Source organism: Bradyrhizobium sp. (assembly GCF_035273305.1).
Lineage (GTDB): Bacteria > Pseudomonadota > Alphaproteobacteria > Rhizobiales > Xanthobacteraceae > Bradyrhizobium.
Genome location: NZ_DATEPI010000025.1, coordinates 1 through 15040, shown reverse-complemented (window position 1 = coordinate 15040; position 15040 = coordinate 1). Strand labels below are relative to the sequence as shown.

Sequence of the window (15040 nt, the reverse complement as noted above, 5' to 3'; positions counted from 1 at the left end):
CCGAGAACACGGCACGATCGCGCAAGAAGTCAATCGCATAGTCTCGCCATTCACCGTCGGCGACCATGCGTCCGTACAAATTCAGGATGCGATTGAGTTCGAGGCGATTGAAAGTTACCCGATTTGATAGCGGGCCCGCAGCGGCGGCACGCACCGCTGCGCGGGCCTCGCTTGGGTCGGCTTCCTCCGACATCGAACTCATCCGGCGCCTCCTGTCATGTCAGGTATGGTCTGGTCCCGAATCGAACTGGCGGCAGCCCTCGGGATCATGCCTGCATGATTGCGCCAACGCCAGGTCGCCGCAAGGGGTGATCCCAGCACGTCCCCATTCGTCGGCAAAGTACCGGAGCGGTCAAAAAACCCAGCGTCACGTGATCGTTAGCGTGATCATAATGCCGCCCCACTTCCGCCCACCGCCTGCCGCGGCGGAATGCGACAAGATTCCCGTGCGTTGGCCCGGTCCTTTCGGTTCCGGATTCCTCAGCCCCCAGCCCCCCGGGGTCGTCAGGATCGGGCCTGTGCCGCAGCTACGTTTGTCGATACTGGGCCAACGAAAGTTGGTCCATTTTCGTTATGAGGTACCGGTGGACGCCCGAATCTTGACGCCCCTGATGTCGTGTTCGGATCATGGGCAGGATCAATGGCGGGTTTTCGGCGGTCGGATGGCAGGCCGGAAATAAAATACTGCCGCTCAGTGTAGCGGCACGAAGGCTGCGCCGAGCATCACACCCGGCCGATCGCGATTTCCATCCTGAAGAAAGACCACCGCTGCATCGACACCATCACGCGATATGTTTTCCAGCGGAACGGTCCAGCTTGCTGGAGCGCCGTTCCAGTCGCCGACTTTGAGCAGCCCGCGCACCACGTTGTGATATGTCACCTGTCGCCCGCGATTCTCGCCTCGCCCGATCGAGATCGGGACGGCTTTGGCAACCGAACAGATCCAGACTTCGCCATGCCTGGCGGCGAGAGCTTTAGCAGCAGCCGCTACCGAAACCGTAATCTGCGTGCCGGCTTGAGTCATGCTGACTGGCACCGACATCACGCCATCCGACTTGCTTGTGACGTGAATGGCGTTTTCGATTCCGGGCAGATCACTGCCGATGACATGCATCGAGCCATTGACCACCACCTGCGGCGTGTAAACTTCGCGGTCGCCGCGCACTTGGGAATAGGCCTTCTGTCGCGCGGTGAAGCGCGAGTCCGCCAGCGTATCCTTCCAGCCCAGATAATCCCAGTAATCGATCGGCAGGCTCAACGCCACCACCGAAGGATCGTTGGCGAGTTCACCAAGAACCTTGTCGGCGGGAGGACATGACGAGCACCCTTGCGAGGTGAACAATTCAACTACCGCGCGCGGGTCCGCGTGGGCCGGGCGAACGATGGCGATGATCGCACACATGCTGAGCGCGCCCGACCATCGCGACATAAAGCTATGGGCCATCATTCCTGTCATGCTGGAAAATGGAAATGACCTGCATCGTCGGCGGCATGCGCTGATGCCCTGAACACCGCCTTCCTCCGAACGGAGGAAGGCGGTTCTTCATAGGCTGCCCACTGCTCACCGGCTACTCACTTCGCAGTGAGCGATCAGTGTGTCCACATCACGCTGCGAGTTTTCGCAACACGTAATGCAGGATCCCCCCGTTCCGATAATATTCGAGCTCGTCCAGCGTATCGATCCGGCACAGCAATGAGACCCGCTGCAGCGAGCCATCGCCGGACACGATCTCGGCAATCAGCTTTTGACGCGGTTTCAGATCGCCCTGCAGGCCACGGATCGTGACCGTCTCATCGCCCTTCAATCCGATCGATTGCCAGGACGTGCCTTCCTCGAACGTGAGCGGCAACACACCCATGCCAACCAGATTGGAGCGATGGATTCGCTCAAAGCTCTGGCAGATCACCGCACGTACGCCGAGCAGCCGTGTTCCTTTCGCGGCCCAGTCTCGCGATGAGCCGTTGCCGTATTCGGCGCCCGCAAACACCACCAGCGGAACTTGTTCGGCCTGATACTTCATCGCTGCGTCGTAGATCGACATCTGCTCGCCATCCGGCCAGTGCCTGGTAAGCCCGCCCTCCGGAATGTTGCCGTCAGAGCCTTTCAGCATGAAATTCTTGATGCGGATATTGGCGAAGGTACCGCGCATCATGACCTCGTGATTGCCACGCCGCGTTCCGTACTGATTGAAATCGGCGGGACGCACCTGATGCTCGGAAAGATACTTTCCGGCAGGTGAGGTCAACTTGATCGCGCCGGCCGGCGAGATGTGGTCGGTGGTGATCTTGTCTCCGAATATCGCGAGAATGCGCGCATCCACCACATCGACGATCGGTTGCGGCTCCTTCTTCATGCCTTCGAAATAGGGTGGGTTCTGCACGTAAGTCGAACTCATGTTCCAGCGATAGGTTTCGCTCTCCACGGTCTTGATCTTCCGCCAATTGACGTCGCCCTTGAACACGTCGGCGTAGCGCTTCTTGAAAATCGTCGATGTCACGAATTTCTTCATGAACGTATTGATCTCTTTGGCGGTCGGCCAGATGTCCTTCAGGAAAACCGGCTTTCCATCCCTGCCATTACCGATCGGCTCCACCGCCAGATTTTTCGTCACCGTCCCGGCCAGCGCGTAGGCCACCACTAACGGCGGCGAAGCCAGATAATTGGCCTGCACGTCTGGGCTGACGCGGCCTTCGAAATTGCGGTTGCCGGACAATACGGCAGCGGCGATGATTCCGTTGTCGTTGATGGATTTCGATATCTCCTCGGGCAACGGGCCTGAGTTGCCGATGCAGGTGGTGCAGCCGAATCCGACCAGGTTGAAGCCGACCTTGTCCAGATCCAACTGAAGGCCGGAATTGGAAAGATATTCCGCGACCACCTGGCTGCCAGGAGCCAGCGACGTCTTTACCCAGGGCTTCGCGGTCAGCCCCTTGGCGGCGGCATTGCGGGCTAACAATCCCGCCCCGATCAACACGCTCGGATTAGAGGTGTTAGTGCAGGAGGTGATCGCCGCGATGACTACATCGCCGTGGCCAAGATCGAAGTTGCGGTTCTCGACGGGATAGCGATTCGAGATATCGGCGGATTTCTTGTATTCGCTGGCCATCGCCGCTGCGAAACCTTCGGCAACAGAAGGCAGTGCGACACGGCCTTCGGGCCGCTTCGGTCCCGCCATCGAGGGGACTACGTCGCCCAGATCAAGCGTCAGTTTTTCGGTGAAGACCGGATCCGGCGATTTGGCCGTGCGGAACAATCCCTGGGCCTTGGCATAGGCCAACACGAGGGCGACACGGGCGGTCGAGCGGCCAGAAGTCTTGAGATAATCGATGGTCTCGGCGTCGACCGGAAAGAATCCGCAAGTGGCGCCGTATTCGGGCGCCATGTTGCCGATAGTTGCCTTGTCCGCTACCGAAAGATTGTCGAGACCGGGGCCGAAGAATTCAACGAATTTTCCGACTACCCCCTGCTTGCGCAGCATCTGCGTGACCGTCAGCACCAGATCGGTCGCCGTCACGCCTTCCTTTAGTTGACCCTTGAGCTTGAAGCCGACCACTTCGGGCAACAGCATCGATAGCGGCTGGCCGAGCATCGCCGCTTCAGCTTCGATACCGCCGACGCCCCAGCCGAGCACCGCAAGACCGTTCACCATCGTGGTGTGCGAATCGGTGCCGACCAGCGTATCGGGATAGGCGACCTCGAACATGCCCTTCTTCTTGCCGACGATCATCTTCTCTTTGCGCGTCCATACCGTTTGCGCGAGATATTCGAGATTGACCTGATGGCAAATGCCGGTGCCGGGCGGCACCACGGAAAAATTCGAAAACGCTTTCTGGCCCCATTTGAGGAATTCGTAGCGTTCCTGGTTCTGCTTGTATTCCTCGACCACGTTTTTGGCGAAAGCCTTGTTGTCCCCGAAGAAGTTGACGATCACGCTGTGGTCGATGACGAGATCGACCGGCACCAGCGGATTGATTTTTTCCGCATCCCCGCCCAGCTTCTGCATGGCGTTGCGCATCGCCGCCAGATCGACCACCGCCGGAACGCCGGTGAAATCCTGCATCAGCACCCGTGACGGACGGAATGCGATCTCATGCTCGAGCTTGCGCTTGCTCAGCCATTTCGAGACCGCGATGATATCGCCCTTCTTGACCGTTCGGCCATCCTCGTTGCGCAGCAGGTTTTCCAAAAGTACCTTCATCGAATAGGGAAGCTTGGAAATCCCCTTCAGGCCATTCTTCTCTGCGGCCGGCAGGCTGTAATAAACATAGGTCTTGGTGCCGACCTTGAGGGTCTTCTGGCTTTTGAAGCTGTCGAGCGAGGTCATATGAGGGGATCCCAATTCATTCGTTTTTAGCCCGCGAGGGTATCATACCACCTTCAACGGGGCTTTGGCCTGATGGCTTGCAGCCGCGGATTCTGTGCTGCATCAAGTTCCGGCTTATAGAATCATTCCAGTGGCACCGCCACACCGGCAAGCGTGCCGCAGCGTTGCGCTACCGAAAACTTCTGCTGCGGTAGCCACAGATTCCAGAGGGCTGTGAAGGGACGAAATGCGGCTCTCGGGACGGGGCATCAGGTGCATGCGGGGTGGCCGGGACGTGTTCTCCGGGCTCGATTTTGAGACCAGCGCCGGCGAGGCGCTGGCCGTGGTCGGCCCCAACGGCTCAGGCAAAACATCGCTGCTGCGGATCATAGCGGGGCTGCTGGCGCCAGCCGCTGGATCGATCGCGCTCGAGGGCGGCGACGTTGAACTGACACTGCCAGAACAGGCCCACTATATCGGCCATCGCGATGCGCTCAAGCCGGCGTTGAGTGTGATCGAGAACCTTTTATTCTGGCGGGAGTTTCTCGGCGGCGACGCATCCGACGCGAAGGGATGTCTTGCCACGGTCGGGCTCGACCATGCGATTTACCTCCCGGCCGCTTACTTGTCGGCTGGCCAGCGGCGCCGGCTATCCATCGCGCGCCTGCTCACGGTCCGGCGGCCGCTCTGGCTGCTGGATGAGCCGACCAACGCGCTTGATAGCTTCGGCCAGAGCATGTTCGCGGCGCTGATGGCCGGTCATCTTGCGCGCGGCGGCCTGATCGTCGCGGCCACCCACGTACCCCTTGGAATTACGGCGCGCGAATTGCCGATCGGGAGCGCCCCATGAGCGCGCTCGCGGCGCTGGTTCGAAGAGACGTCAACATCGCGCTACGCGTCGGCGGCGGTGCGCTGATCGGGGTTCTGTTTTTTCTCACGGTGGTGGTGCTGATGCCCTTCGCGCTCGGCCCCGATCTCGCGCTGCTCGCACGCCTGGGGCCCGCCATATTGTGGCTCGGCGCGCTGCTGGCAAGCCTGCTTACGCTCGACCGGCTGTTCATGGCCGACCATGACGACGGCTCGCTCGATCTGATTGTCATGGGGCGCGTACCGCTGGAGCTAGCCTGCGCCGCCAAGGCTCTCGCGCACTGGCTTGCTGCTGGTTTGCCGCTCGTGATAGCTACCCCCGCGTTGGGGCTGCTGTTGAACCTCGATGCAACCTCAACTTCGGCGGTTGGATTGACATTGCTGGCGGGGACGCCTGCTTTGACGTTTACCGGCATGATCGGGGCGGCATTGGCCGTGACCTTGCATCGCGGCGGTCTGTTGCTGGCAGTGCTGGTGCTACCGCTGTCCATACCCGTCCTGATCTTTGGTGTGGCGGCTTCGCAGGCGGCGATTAGTGGATTGTCGTTCGGTGCGCCATTTACGATTTTGTGTGCGCTCTCGTTGATCAGCTTCGTGATCGGCCCGTTCGCTGCCGCCGCCAGCCTTCGCCACGGACTCGACTGACCAGGAAGACAGGACAGCGATTCGAAGCGTCAGAGCAAAACGCAAGTACGAGAGCTCGAAACGAGATCGCGCGGCTCAATGCCGATCAACTCTCGCTGAAGGCGTCTCTGCTGGTTGCGTGCCGCAGTCGCGACCATTAACAGGATGAAATGACGCTGATCGATCTGGCCAATCCCACCCGGTTCCTGACGCTGACCGCGCGGCTACTACCATGGCTGACGTGTCTGACGCTCGTGCTGCTGCTGATCGGCCTCTATCAATCCGTGATAGCGCCCGACGATTACCAGCAGGGCGCGACCGTCAAGATCATGTTCATCCATGTTCCGAATGCTTGGCTTTCGATGTTCGTCTGGGGCGTGATGAGCCTGGCTGCGCTCGGCACGCTGGTGTGGCGGCATCCGCTTGCCGATGTCGCCGCCAAAGCAGCCGCTCCGATCGGCGCCTGCTTCACATTCCTTGCGCTCGCGACAGGCTCGCTGTGGGGCCGGCCGATGTGGGGCACTTATTGGGAATGGGATGCGCGGCTGACTTCGGTGCTGATCCTGTTTCTGATGTATCTCGGGCTGATCGCATTGTGGCGAGCGGTGGAAGATCCGTCGCGCGCCGCGCGCGCGGCGGCGGTGTTGACGCTGGTCGGCGCCATCAACCTGCCTATCATTAAATTCTCGGTCGACTGGTGGAACACGCTGCATCAGCCCGCATCGGTCCTGCGGTTGGGCGGCCCCACGCTTGACCGGACTTTTTTGATTCCGCTATTGATCATGGCGCTGGCGTTTTCGCTGCTGTTTGTGACGCTGCATTTGGCGGCGATGCGCAACGAGATATTGCGTCGTCGGGTGCGCGCTTTGCAGATCAAGCAGGCGAGTCAGTTACCATGACCGCCTTGTCGCTTGGCCCTTACGCGCCCTTTATCGTCTCCTCCTACCTGCTGGTGACAGCAGTGGTGGCTCTTCTCATTGCGTGGATCACGATCGACTATCGCCGCCAGAAGCAGCGCCTGCGCGAGCTTGATGCGGCGGGAGTGGTCAGGCGTTCCGGGCGAAGCGCGACGGATTTCAAATGACCGAGCCCTCAACGACAGAGGCAATGTCGCAGCGGCGCTCTCTGCTATTGACGCTCCCGCTGATCGCCTTTGCTGCCCTGATCGCGCTATTTTGGTATCGACTCGGTACGGGCGATCCCTCGAGAATTCCTTCCGCACTGATCGGCCATCCCGCGCCGCGCACAGCACTTCCGCCGCTGGAAGGTCTCACCAACGGCGGAGCCGCAGTCCCCGGACTCGATCCTGCTATATTCAAGGGCAACGTCAGTATCGTCAACGTTTGGGCCTCATGGTGTATACCCTGTCACGACGAAGCGCCGCTGCTCGCGGCGCTTGGGCGGGACAAGCGATTTCAACTTGTCGGAATCAATTACAAGGACGCGCCGGATAACGCGCGGCGTTTTCTCAGCCGTTACGGCAATCCCTATGGCATCGTCGGCGTCGACGGTAACGGCCGCGCCGCAATTGAATGGGGGGTCTATGGCGTGCCCGAGACCTTCATCGTCGGCCGCGAAGGCACGATCCTCTACAAGATGGTCGGTCCGGTGACGCCGGAAAATATCGATACGGTTCTCAAGGTCGAGATCGAAAAGGCATTGAAGGCCGACTCCTGATTAAGCAAGGCACGCTCGCGAATTGACCGGGCCTGGTTTGCGGCAAATCATCGAGGGCCGACCGACGGCAAGCACGAGCTTCAGGAAAAATGCACGGCGCATCGCGCCCGTGCATGTTCCTTTCAGCCCTTTGACACATCGCCCGCCTCAGCCTCGCTGGCTTCGAGCGAAGCCGGCTCGACATGAAAGCGCTTGGTCAGAGGCATTTGCGCTACGGCAAATGCCATCGTCAGCGGGATGACACCAAATGCCTTGAACGTGACCCAGAAATCGGTGCTCTGGGTGCGCCAGATGACCTCGTTCAAGATCGCCATCCCCAAAAAGAACAGCGCCCAGCGCCTGGTGAGGATGCGCCAGCCATGGGGCGTGAGATTGAACATCTGGTCGAACATGATCGCGATAAAGGAACGGCCGAACAACAGCCCACCGCCGAGAATCGCGGCAAACAGGCCGTAAATGATGGTGGGCTTGATTTTGATGAAAGTCTCATCATGCAGCACCAGCGTCAGCGAGCCGAACACGATGACAATGACGCCGGTGACCAGCGCCATCAGAGGCACGTGCCGCACTACAACGTAAGAAGCGACCATCGCCGCAACGATCGCGACCATGAAAGCGCCGGTGGCGACGAACAGATTGAATTTTGCGTTGGCAATAAAGAACACCAGCAGCGGACCGAGTTCGGTCGCGAGCTTGAATAGTGGGTGCGGCGTCGTCTTGTCCATTGCTCAATCCATCATCCGAGTAGCCGCGACTGTTCGATCTCAGGGGAGATCACTCTATTCCTGCGATCGCCTGCGCAAAATCCCGCGCCGTGAACGGCGCCAGATCTTCCACGCCTTCACCGACGCCGATGAAGTGCACGGGCAGTTTATGCTTTTCGGCCAGCGCCACGAGAATGCCGCCGCGCGCGGTGCCATCGAGTTTTGTCATCACCAGGCCGGTTACGCCTGCGGTACGATGAAACGCTTCGACCTGCGACAGCGCATTTTGTCCCACCGTAGCATCCAGCACCAGCAGTACCGCATGCGGCGCAGAGGCATCGACCTTTTTTATGACTCGAACGACTTTTTCAAGCTCGTTCATCAGTTCGGCCTTGTTCTGCAGACGTCCGGCGGTGTCAACCAGAAGCACGTCGAAGCCGCCGTCGCGCGCCGCGGTGAGCGCGTTGAACGCAAGGCTCGCGGAGTCGGAACCCTGCGCGCCCGATATCACCGGCGACTTGGTGCGCTCGCCCCAAATCTTCAGCTGTTCAATGGCGGCCGCGCGAAACGTATCGCCGGCGGCCAGCATGACCTTGCGTCGTTCAGCGCCGAGTCTGGCCGCCAACTTGCCGATCGTGGTGGTCTTGCCTGAACCGTTGACGCCAACAACAAGAATGACGAACGGCTTTTTGGCGTCGTCGATCGCAAGCGATTTGGCGACTGGCGCAAGCACCTTTTCCACTTCGCTCGCAACGACCGCCTTGACGTCATCTTCCGTGATCGCCTTGTCGTACCGGCCGACTCCCACGGCCGCCGAAATGCGTCCCGCGACCTCGGTTCCGAGATCGGCGCGCAGCAGCACGTCCTCGATATCCTCCAGCATCGCCCGATCGAGCTTGCGCTTGGTGACGAGATCGGCGACGGCGGTTCCAAGCGAGTTTGAGGTGCGCTTCAGTCCGTTGGACAGACGGCGCCACCAGCTCAGTTTCGTGTTTTCCGCAGTGGTGTCGTTCATGCCGAGTGTGTTAGCGGTTTCGCGCCATGAGCGAAAGTCTCGACCGAGTGACCGAAGTTCCCGAGTTGACCGGGGACGAAATCCAAAGCCGCGTGCTCCATCGCGACGGCCTGATGCTGGTGATCGACAAGCCGGCCGGCCTGCCGGTGCATCGCGGCCCAAAGGGCGGAGCCAATCTGGAATCGTCCTTTGACGCGCTGCGGTTCGGACTGCCGCGCCCGCCGGTTCTCGCGCATCGCCTCGATCGTGACACCTCCGGCTGCCTGGTACTGGGTCGCCACCGCAAGGCAACCGCATCGCTCGGGCTGTTGTTCAAGCACGGCAGGATTTCCAAAACCTATTGGGCCGTGGTTGAAGGCGGCCCGGCCGATAATGAGGGTGTAATCGACATGCCGATCGGCCGCCTCAATGCCGAGCGGGGCTGGTGGCAAAAGCCTGACCCGGAAGGGCAGCCAGCGCTTACGAATTGGAAAGTGCTGGGGCGCGGTGAGGGGCTGAGCTGGCTTGCGCTTGAGCCGATCACCGGCCGAACGCATCAGTTGCGCGTGCACGCTGCCGCGATGGGCTGGCCCATTGTCGGCGACAACATCTATGGAAATGGCCCGCGGTTCGGCGAACCGCGCCTGCATCTGCATTCCCGCGAGATCGTCATCCCGCTTTCCAGGAACAAGGACCCAGTTCGCGTCGTCGCCCCAGCGCCGGCGCATTTGCTGGATCGGCTCAGGAGATGCGGCTGGAATGGTGAGTAAGCCTCACACCATCAGTCGCGCGCCATCATTGCCGGTGATCGCGAGCGACCGTATCGCGCCGGGCGCTTCGCCGCTGATCGCCACCGGAATGAAATGCTCGGTACGCCCTTGATTGGCGCTTTCGATTAGGACTTGGCGGGTACGACCCGACTCCGAAGCAAGACGCCGTCGCAAAGCAGTCTCGCCACAGGCCCGCAGCCGTTTGGCCCGCTCCCGAACGGCATTACCCGCCACCTGCGGCATGCGCGCCGCCGGCGTGCCCGGACGGGGTGAGTAGGGAAACACGTGCAGGAACGTAAGTCCGCACTCGTCCACCAGATCGATCGAACGCGCGAACATCTCTTCGGTCTCGGTTGGAAATCCGGCGATCAAATCAGCTCCGAGGGCGAGGTCTGGCCGCAGCCGCTGCACTTGCGCGCAGAACTCGATGGCCTGTCCGCGACTGTGGCGACGCTTCATGCGCTTCAGAACAATATCGTCGCCGGACTGCAACGACAGATGCAGATGCGGCATCAGACGTTCATCGTCAGCGATCACATCGAGCAGGTCGCGATCGGCTTCGACCTGATCGATCGATGAAAGCCGCAACCGTTTCAATTCCGGCACGTGGCGCAATATCTGTTTTGTCAATTGCCCGAGCTTCGGGCTACCCGGCAGGTCGGCGCCATAGCTGGTGAGATCGACCCCGGTCAGCACGATTTCGGCGTGACCGCGCTCGACCAACGCGCGAATTTGGTTGACCACCGCGCCCATTGGCACCGAACGCGAGTTGCCGCGGCCATACGGAATGATGCAAAACGTGCAGCGATGATCGCACCCGTTCTGCACCTGCACGAAAACGCGCGGCAGCCCCTTGTGAAAACCCTCGAGCAGATGCGGCGCCATCGCCGTCACGGCCATGATGTCAGTGACCGCAATCTTTTCGCTGGGCTCGATACCCAGTTTTGGAGCGCAGGCCAGCGCGTCGCGAGCGGTGCGCCATGCTTCCGCGCGCATCTTGTCCTCATTTCCGACAACGCGGTCGACTTCGGGCATGACTGCGAAAATTTCCGGCTGACTCTGCGCCGCGCAACCGGTCACCACTATTCGCCGCTCGGGGTGATCGCGCTTCAGTCGTCGAATCGATTGCCGCGCCTGTGCCACGGCTTCATTGGTGACCGCGCAAGTATTGAGGACGATGGTCTCGTTTATGCCGGCACTCTCGGCCTGCCGGGCGATCACTTCGGATTCGAAGGCATTAAGACGACAGCCGAAGGTGACGATCTCGACGGTCATATCAGTTGACAGAAGCAAACAAGGCTGGATCGAACCGGCCTTCGTATTCAAAAGTCGCTGTCCCCGTCATCAAGACGTGATCGTCACCCTCGCGCCACTCGATGCTGAGTTCGCCGCCGGGTAAAGTAATCTGCACGACACGGTTGGCGCGCTTGAGCCGCGCCGCGGCCACGGCTGTTGCCGATGCGGCCGAGCCGCATGCCTTTGTCAGTCCAGCACCGCGCTCCCAGGTCCGGATCGTGATGTGATCGCGATCGACGATATGCGCCAGCGTGATGTTGGCGCGTTCCGGAAAGATGGGATGGTTCTCCAGAAGCGGCCCAAAGCGGGCGAGATCGTGGGCATTGACGTCATCCACCCAGAAGATCGCATGCGGGTTTCCCATGCTGACCACCGAGGGCGTATGCAGCACCGGCGAGTCAATGGGCCCGATCTGCAATTCGATCGAGCGGGTGTCGCGAAACTCCTCCGCCAGCGGAATGTCCTGCCAGGCGAATTTCGGAGCCCCCATATCAACCGTGTACAGCCCGTTTGCGCCCTGCCAGCAATTGAGCAGGCCGGCTTTGGTCTCAAAGGTGGCAGCGGTCTGCCCGGTAGCTTCAAACAGGCGCCGAGCAACGCAGCGCATACCATTACCGCAGGCGGCGGCCTCTGAACCGTCATTATTGTAGATGCGAATAAAAGCCTCGGTGCCTTCAACCCGGGGCGGCTGCAGCAGCATCAGCTGGTCGAAACTTACGCCTGCCGGCGACGCTATCGCGCGGGCCTCTTCGGGCGTGACAGCGGCGGACGAATCGCGCAGATCGACCACGACGATCTCGTTACCGATGCCGTTCATCTTGGCAAACGCATGATTGGCAAGCGCGCTCATGGAAAATCCCGATTGTGCCTGCCTTATATGGCGAACCGCGGCGGGTTGGCCAGTGTGGTGAATGTGTTCGAAACACCCTTGCCGGCCAACCGAGCCGCATGACACATCTATCACAAGACGATAGCCGGGCTGGATGTTAGCATGCAGTACCATCGCCGACGTGAACCGGGACACCCAGGCGTTCGCCACTACCCTGAAAAAGCCTGGAGGACAGCTGATGTACCGCCGCCGCTCGTTTCGCCTCATTATGCATGCGTTGATCCCGATCGCCGCGATTTCGCTACTTTGTGGCGACGCGCTGGCGCAATCGCCAGCAGCTGGACCTGGCGCATCATCCACCGCTGCCGAATCCAAACCGAACGCTCCGCCTAGCCCCGCGCCAGCCCCGGCCAGCCCTTCTGCCACACCGGCTACTCCGCCTGCTGCCGCCGAGACACCCGCGCCGCCACCGGCTGCGGCGCCCGCGCCGGTGCAGACTGCTGATGCGTTTGGCGAAGAGATCACGCTCGAGCCGAAGACGGTCGTGGTCCTTAAGGGCACCGCCAACTGGGATTCGGCGTTCGATGCACTGATCGAGTCCTTCAAATCTTTATCGGCGCTGCTCGAGAAGCAGGGCATCAAGCCCGCCGGCAATCCGATGATCGTCTACACCGCAACCGATGATACCGGCTTCAGCTATCTGGCGGAAATACCGGTCGATCAAGCGCCTAAAAACCTTACCAAGGACATGAGCATGGGAAAATCGCCTGACGGCAAGGCGCTGAAATTCGTCCATCGCGGTTCCTATGACAACATGGATAACACCTACGAAGCCATCACCAATCACCTCGATGACAAGAAGCTCGAGGCCAAGGATACCTTCGTCGAGGAATACATGACCGATCCGCTGACGACGGCGGAAGACAAACTCGTCATCAACGTGTACGTGCCCCTAAAATGACGATCATGAAATTGCGGCCTTGCTTCGCCGCTCTTGCCGCCGCCGCGTTACTTACAGTGCCCGCGCTGGCGCAGACTGCCCCGCCGGCTGCTATCACCGTCACCGGTGAAGCTACCGTCTCGGCCGCACCCGACTTGGCGCAGATCGATGGCGGCGTAAGCTCCGACGCCAAAACCGCGCGCGAGGCCTCAGACGCCAATAACGCGGCGATGGGAAAAATATTGCTGGCACTGAAAGGCGCCGGCATCGCCGAGAATGATTTCCAGACCTCGCGGCTATCGCTACAGCCCCAATACGCACCCAATCGCGCCGGACCATCTCCAGTCGTCGGATATCGCGCAAGTAATCGCGTCACCGTTCGCTCGCGCGAGCCAAACAAGCTAGCGAACGTGATCGACACGCTGGTCGGCGCCGGCGCGAATGACATCGGCGGCATTGCGTTTACGGTCTCAAACGCTTCGAAGCTTCTGGATGGCGCGCGCGAACAGGCGATAGCCGATGCGAGGCGCAAGGCAGAGACCTACGCCAAGGCGGCCGGTGTTACCCTGGGGGCGCCAATTAACATCTCGGAAGAAGGCGTTCCCGGTCCGGCGCCTTTTCGCAAAAATGTTGCCGCAATGGCGACATCGCCAACACCGGTGTCACCAGGCGAAGAGACGCTGCAGGTCACGGTCAGCGTGTCCTGGGCGATCAAGCAGAACGGACAGTAACGCTCGGGCTGCGCTCCCGCTGTGGTGCACACCAGGAGCCCGAGACGTTCCTTTAGGTCGTTTCGCTCGCTTGTTGAGGAAGGCGATCACGAGAGCTCAACCACCTGCCCCGGCTTGAGCGCGACAAAGCGCTCGCGCGGAATCTTCGCCTCATCGAGCGCCGCATGAAGCGCGCTGACCGGCGCGTCGATTGCTTCGTCGGTCAATTGAAACGTGCCGTGATGATGGGCGAGTGCCTGCTCGGCGCCGCAGTCGCCCAGTGCCATGACGGCATCGGCGGGATTCATGTGCTGGTCGCGCATGAACCAGCGGGGCTCATAAGCGCCGATCGGCAGGATCGCCAAACGAAGCGGGCCGTGCGTTTGCGCGACCCGGCGGAAATGCTTGCCGTCGCCGTAGCCGGAATCGCACACGATGTAGATTTTACCGGCTGGCGTCTCCAGCACAAAACTGGCCCATAGCGCTCTGTTGCGGTCGAACAATCCGCGCGCCGTCCAATGCCGGGTCGGCACCAGCGTCAACGCGACGCTGCTACTGAGTTCGATTCGCTCGTGCCAATCGAACGTTTCAGCCCGGATGGCCCGGTCGGCCTTGCGCATGCTTATGTCATTGCCGAGTGGAGTGATCACGCGCGGGGAAAACCGGGCAGCCAGTCTCGACAGCGTAGCGACATCGAGGTGATCGTAGTGGCCGTGCGATACCAGCACCGCATCGATCGGAGGCAGCGCGTCGAAGGCGATACCGGGATCGTTCCGGCGCTTCGGGCCGGCCCAGCGGATGGGCGAGGCTCGCTCGGACCAGATCGGATCGATCAGCATATTCAGTCCAGACGTCTGGATCAGCCAGCTGGCATGACCGACAAACGACAGCCGCACCCGCCCACCCTCGACGCGGGCTGGCGGCGTGTCGGCATGAGGGCTCGGCGCCCATTTTGGCCATGCCTGTCGCCGCCGATCACGGCTGAACTGCCATCGAAGTACCTGACGAAGCGATTTTGGCGGCGCGCCGTCGGGATCGAAGAACTGCCTGCCGTCGAAATGGTCGGATATCGGTCTGGAAAAGGTTTTGCCGGAGGACGTCATGACCCGATTGGCCCCAAAGCTCTTCATTTTGCAAGGTCCAGCTCCGCGATCCAGCTTCACGAAAGCGCCATTCTGGCGGCAGTTTCCTTGACTTTTCTCCCTCGTGGGAGTTTAACGCCGGCAATCTTCGGAAAGACGTTCTTTTCGACCCGCCGCCCGGCCCTTGAGGCCGGAGGTCAACGCCCGACAGCGCGATGCGCCCTCGGGCGCAAAGGTGTTTCG

The 15040-nt window shown here is 60.8% G+C and carries 16 protein-coding genes; 8 read left to right on the top strand and 8 right to left on the bottom strand.

The window, feature by feature from the left end:
• From VJV58_RS01670 to acnA, 3 genes are all read right to left on the bottom strand, one after another.
• Positions 1-202 (bottom strand): DUF2794 domain-containing protein (locus VJV58_RS01670; protein WP_324135578.1); only part of this gene is annotated, 202 nt, incomplete at its 3' end.
• A gap of 489 nt (positions 203-691) precedes the next feature.
• Positions 692-1456, bottom strand: a complete 765-nt coding sequence (locus VJV58_RS01665) for a DUF1223 domain-containing protein (protein WP_324135577.1) — start codon at positions 1454-1456, stop codon at positions 692-694.
• A 148-nt stretch (positions 1457-1604) separates the two neighbouring features.
• On the bottom strand, positions 1605-4325 hold the full coding sequence (gene acnA, locus VJV58_RS01660; protein ID WP_324135576.1) for an aconitate hydratase AcnA: 2721 nt from the start codon (positions 4323-4325) through the stop codon (positions 1605-1607).
• Positions 4326-4551: 226 nt separating this feature from the next.
• Between acnA and ccmA the strand changes: the two genes are divergently transcribed.
• From ccmA to VJV58_RS01635, 5 genes are all read left to right on the top strand, one after another.
• A complete protein-coding gene (gene ccmA / locus VJV58_RS01655; RefSeq protein WP_324135575.1) occupies positions 4552-5154 on the top strand; it encodes a heme ABC exporter ATP-binding protein CcmA in 603 nt (200 codons plus the stop codon).
• On the top strand, positions 5151-5816 hold the full coding sequence (ccmB, locus tag VJV58_RS01650) for a heme exporter protein CcmB (protein ID WP_324135574.1): 666 nt from the start codon (positions 5151-5153) through the stop codon (positions 5814-5816). The genes ccmA and ccmB overlap by 4 nt, the downstream gene beginning before the upstream one ends.
• A 149-nt stretch (positions 5817-5965) precedes the next feature.
• Positions 5966-6694 (top strand): heme ABC transporter permease, encoded by a 729-nt coding sequence (locus VJV58_RS01645; protein WP_324135573.1) that lies wholly within the window; start codon positions 5966-5968, stop codon positions 6692-6694.
• Positions 6691-6879 carry a heme exporter protein CcmD gene (ccmD, locus tag VJV58_RS01640; protein ID WP_324135572.1) on the top strand — a complete coding sequence of 63 codons (189 nt, stop codon included), beginning with the start codon at positions 6691-6693 and terminating at the stop codon, positions 6877-6879. Before VJV58_RS01645 ends, ccmD begins: the two co-directional genes overlap by 4 nt.
• The gene (locus tag VJV58_RS01635; protein ID WP_324135571.1) at positions 6876-7472 is read left to right on the top strand and encodes a DsbE family thiol:disulfide interchange protein; all 597 of its coding nucleotides are present in this window, start codon (positions 6876-6878) and stop codon (positions 7470-7472) included. The genes ccmD and VJV58_RS01635 overlap by 4 nt, the downstream gene beginning before the upstream one ends.
• A gap of 122 nt (positions 7473-7594) precedes the next feature.
• Here the strand turns inward: VJV58_RS01635 and VJV58_RS01630 are convergent, their stop codons facing one another.
• The gene (locus VJV58_RS01630; protein ID WP_324135570.1) at positions 7595-8197 is read right to left on the bottom strand and encodes a septation protein A; all 603 of its coding nucleotides are present in this window, start codon (positions 8195-8197) and stop codon (positions 7595-7597) included.
• Between the two features lie 49 nt (positions 8198-8246).
• The gene (ftsY, locus tag VJV58_RS01625) at positions 8247-9191 is read right to left on the bottom strand and encodes a signal recognition particle-docking protein FtsY (protein WP_324135569.1); all 945 of its coding nucleotides are present in this window, start codon (positions 9189-9191) and stop codon (positions 8247-8249) included.
• Between the two features lie 26 nt (positions 9192-9217).
• Here ftsY and VJV58_RS01620 point away from each other — a divergent pair, with 26 nt between their 5' ends.
• Positions 9218-9940, top strand: a complete 723-nt coding sequence (locus VJV58_RS01620) for an RNA pseudouridine synthase (protein ID WP_324135568.1) — start codon at positions 9218-9220, stop codon at positions 9938-9940.
• A 3-nt stretch (positions 9941-9943) separates the two neighbouring features.
• Here VJV58_RS01620 and mtaB read toward each other — a convergent pair whose 3' ends face one another.
• Positions 9944-11215 (bottom strand): tRNA (N(6)-L-threonylcarbamoyladenosine(37)-C(2))-methylthiotransferase MtaB, encoded by a 1272-nt coding sequence (gene mtaB, locus VJV58_RS01615; RefSeq protein WP_324135567.1) that lies wholly within the window; start codon positions 11213-11215, stop codon positions 9944-9946.
• A gap of 1 nt (position 11216) precedes the next feature.
• Positions 11217-12086, bottom strand: coding sequence for a diaminopimelate epimerase (dapF, locus tag VJV58_RS01610; protein WP_324135566.1), 870 nt, complete (start codon positions 12084-12086; stop codon positions 11217-11219).
• Between the two features lie 217 nt (positions 12087-12303).
• Between dapF and VJV58_RS01605 the strand changes: the two genes are divergently transcribed.
• Positions 12304-13026 (top strand): GyrI-like domain-containing protein, encoded by a 723-nt coding sequence (locus VJV58_RS01605; RefSeq protein WP_324135579.1) that lies wholly within the window; start codon positions 12304-12306, stop codon positions 13024-13026.
• 5 nt (positions 13027-13031) lie between these two features.
• Entirely contained in the window at positions 13032-13736 is a 705-nt protein-coding gene (locus VJV58_RS01600) for an SIMPL domain-containing protein (RefSeq protein WP_324135565.1), read from the top strand.
• An 86-nt stretch (positions 13737-13822) separates the two neighbouring features.
• Here VJV58_RS01600 and VJV58_RS01595 read toward each other — a convergent pair whose 3' ends face one another.
• Complete coding sequence (locus tag VJV58_RS01595) at positions 13823-14845, bottom strand: MBL fold metallo-hydrolase (RefSeq protein ID WP_324135564.1); 1023 nt, start codon at positions 14843-14845, stop codon at positions 13823-13825.
• Positions 14846-15040: the final 195 nt, after the last annotated feature.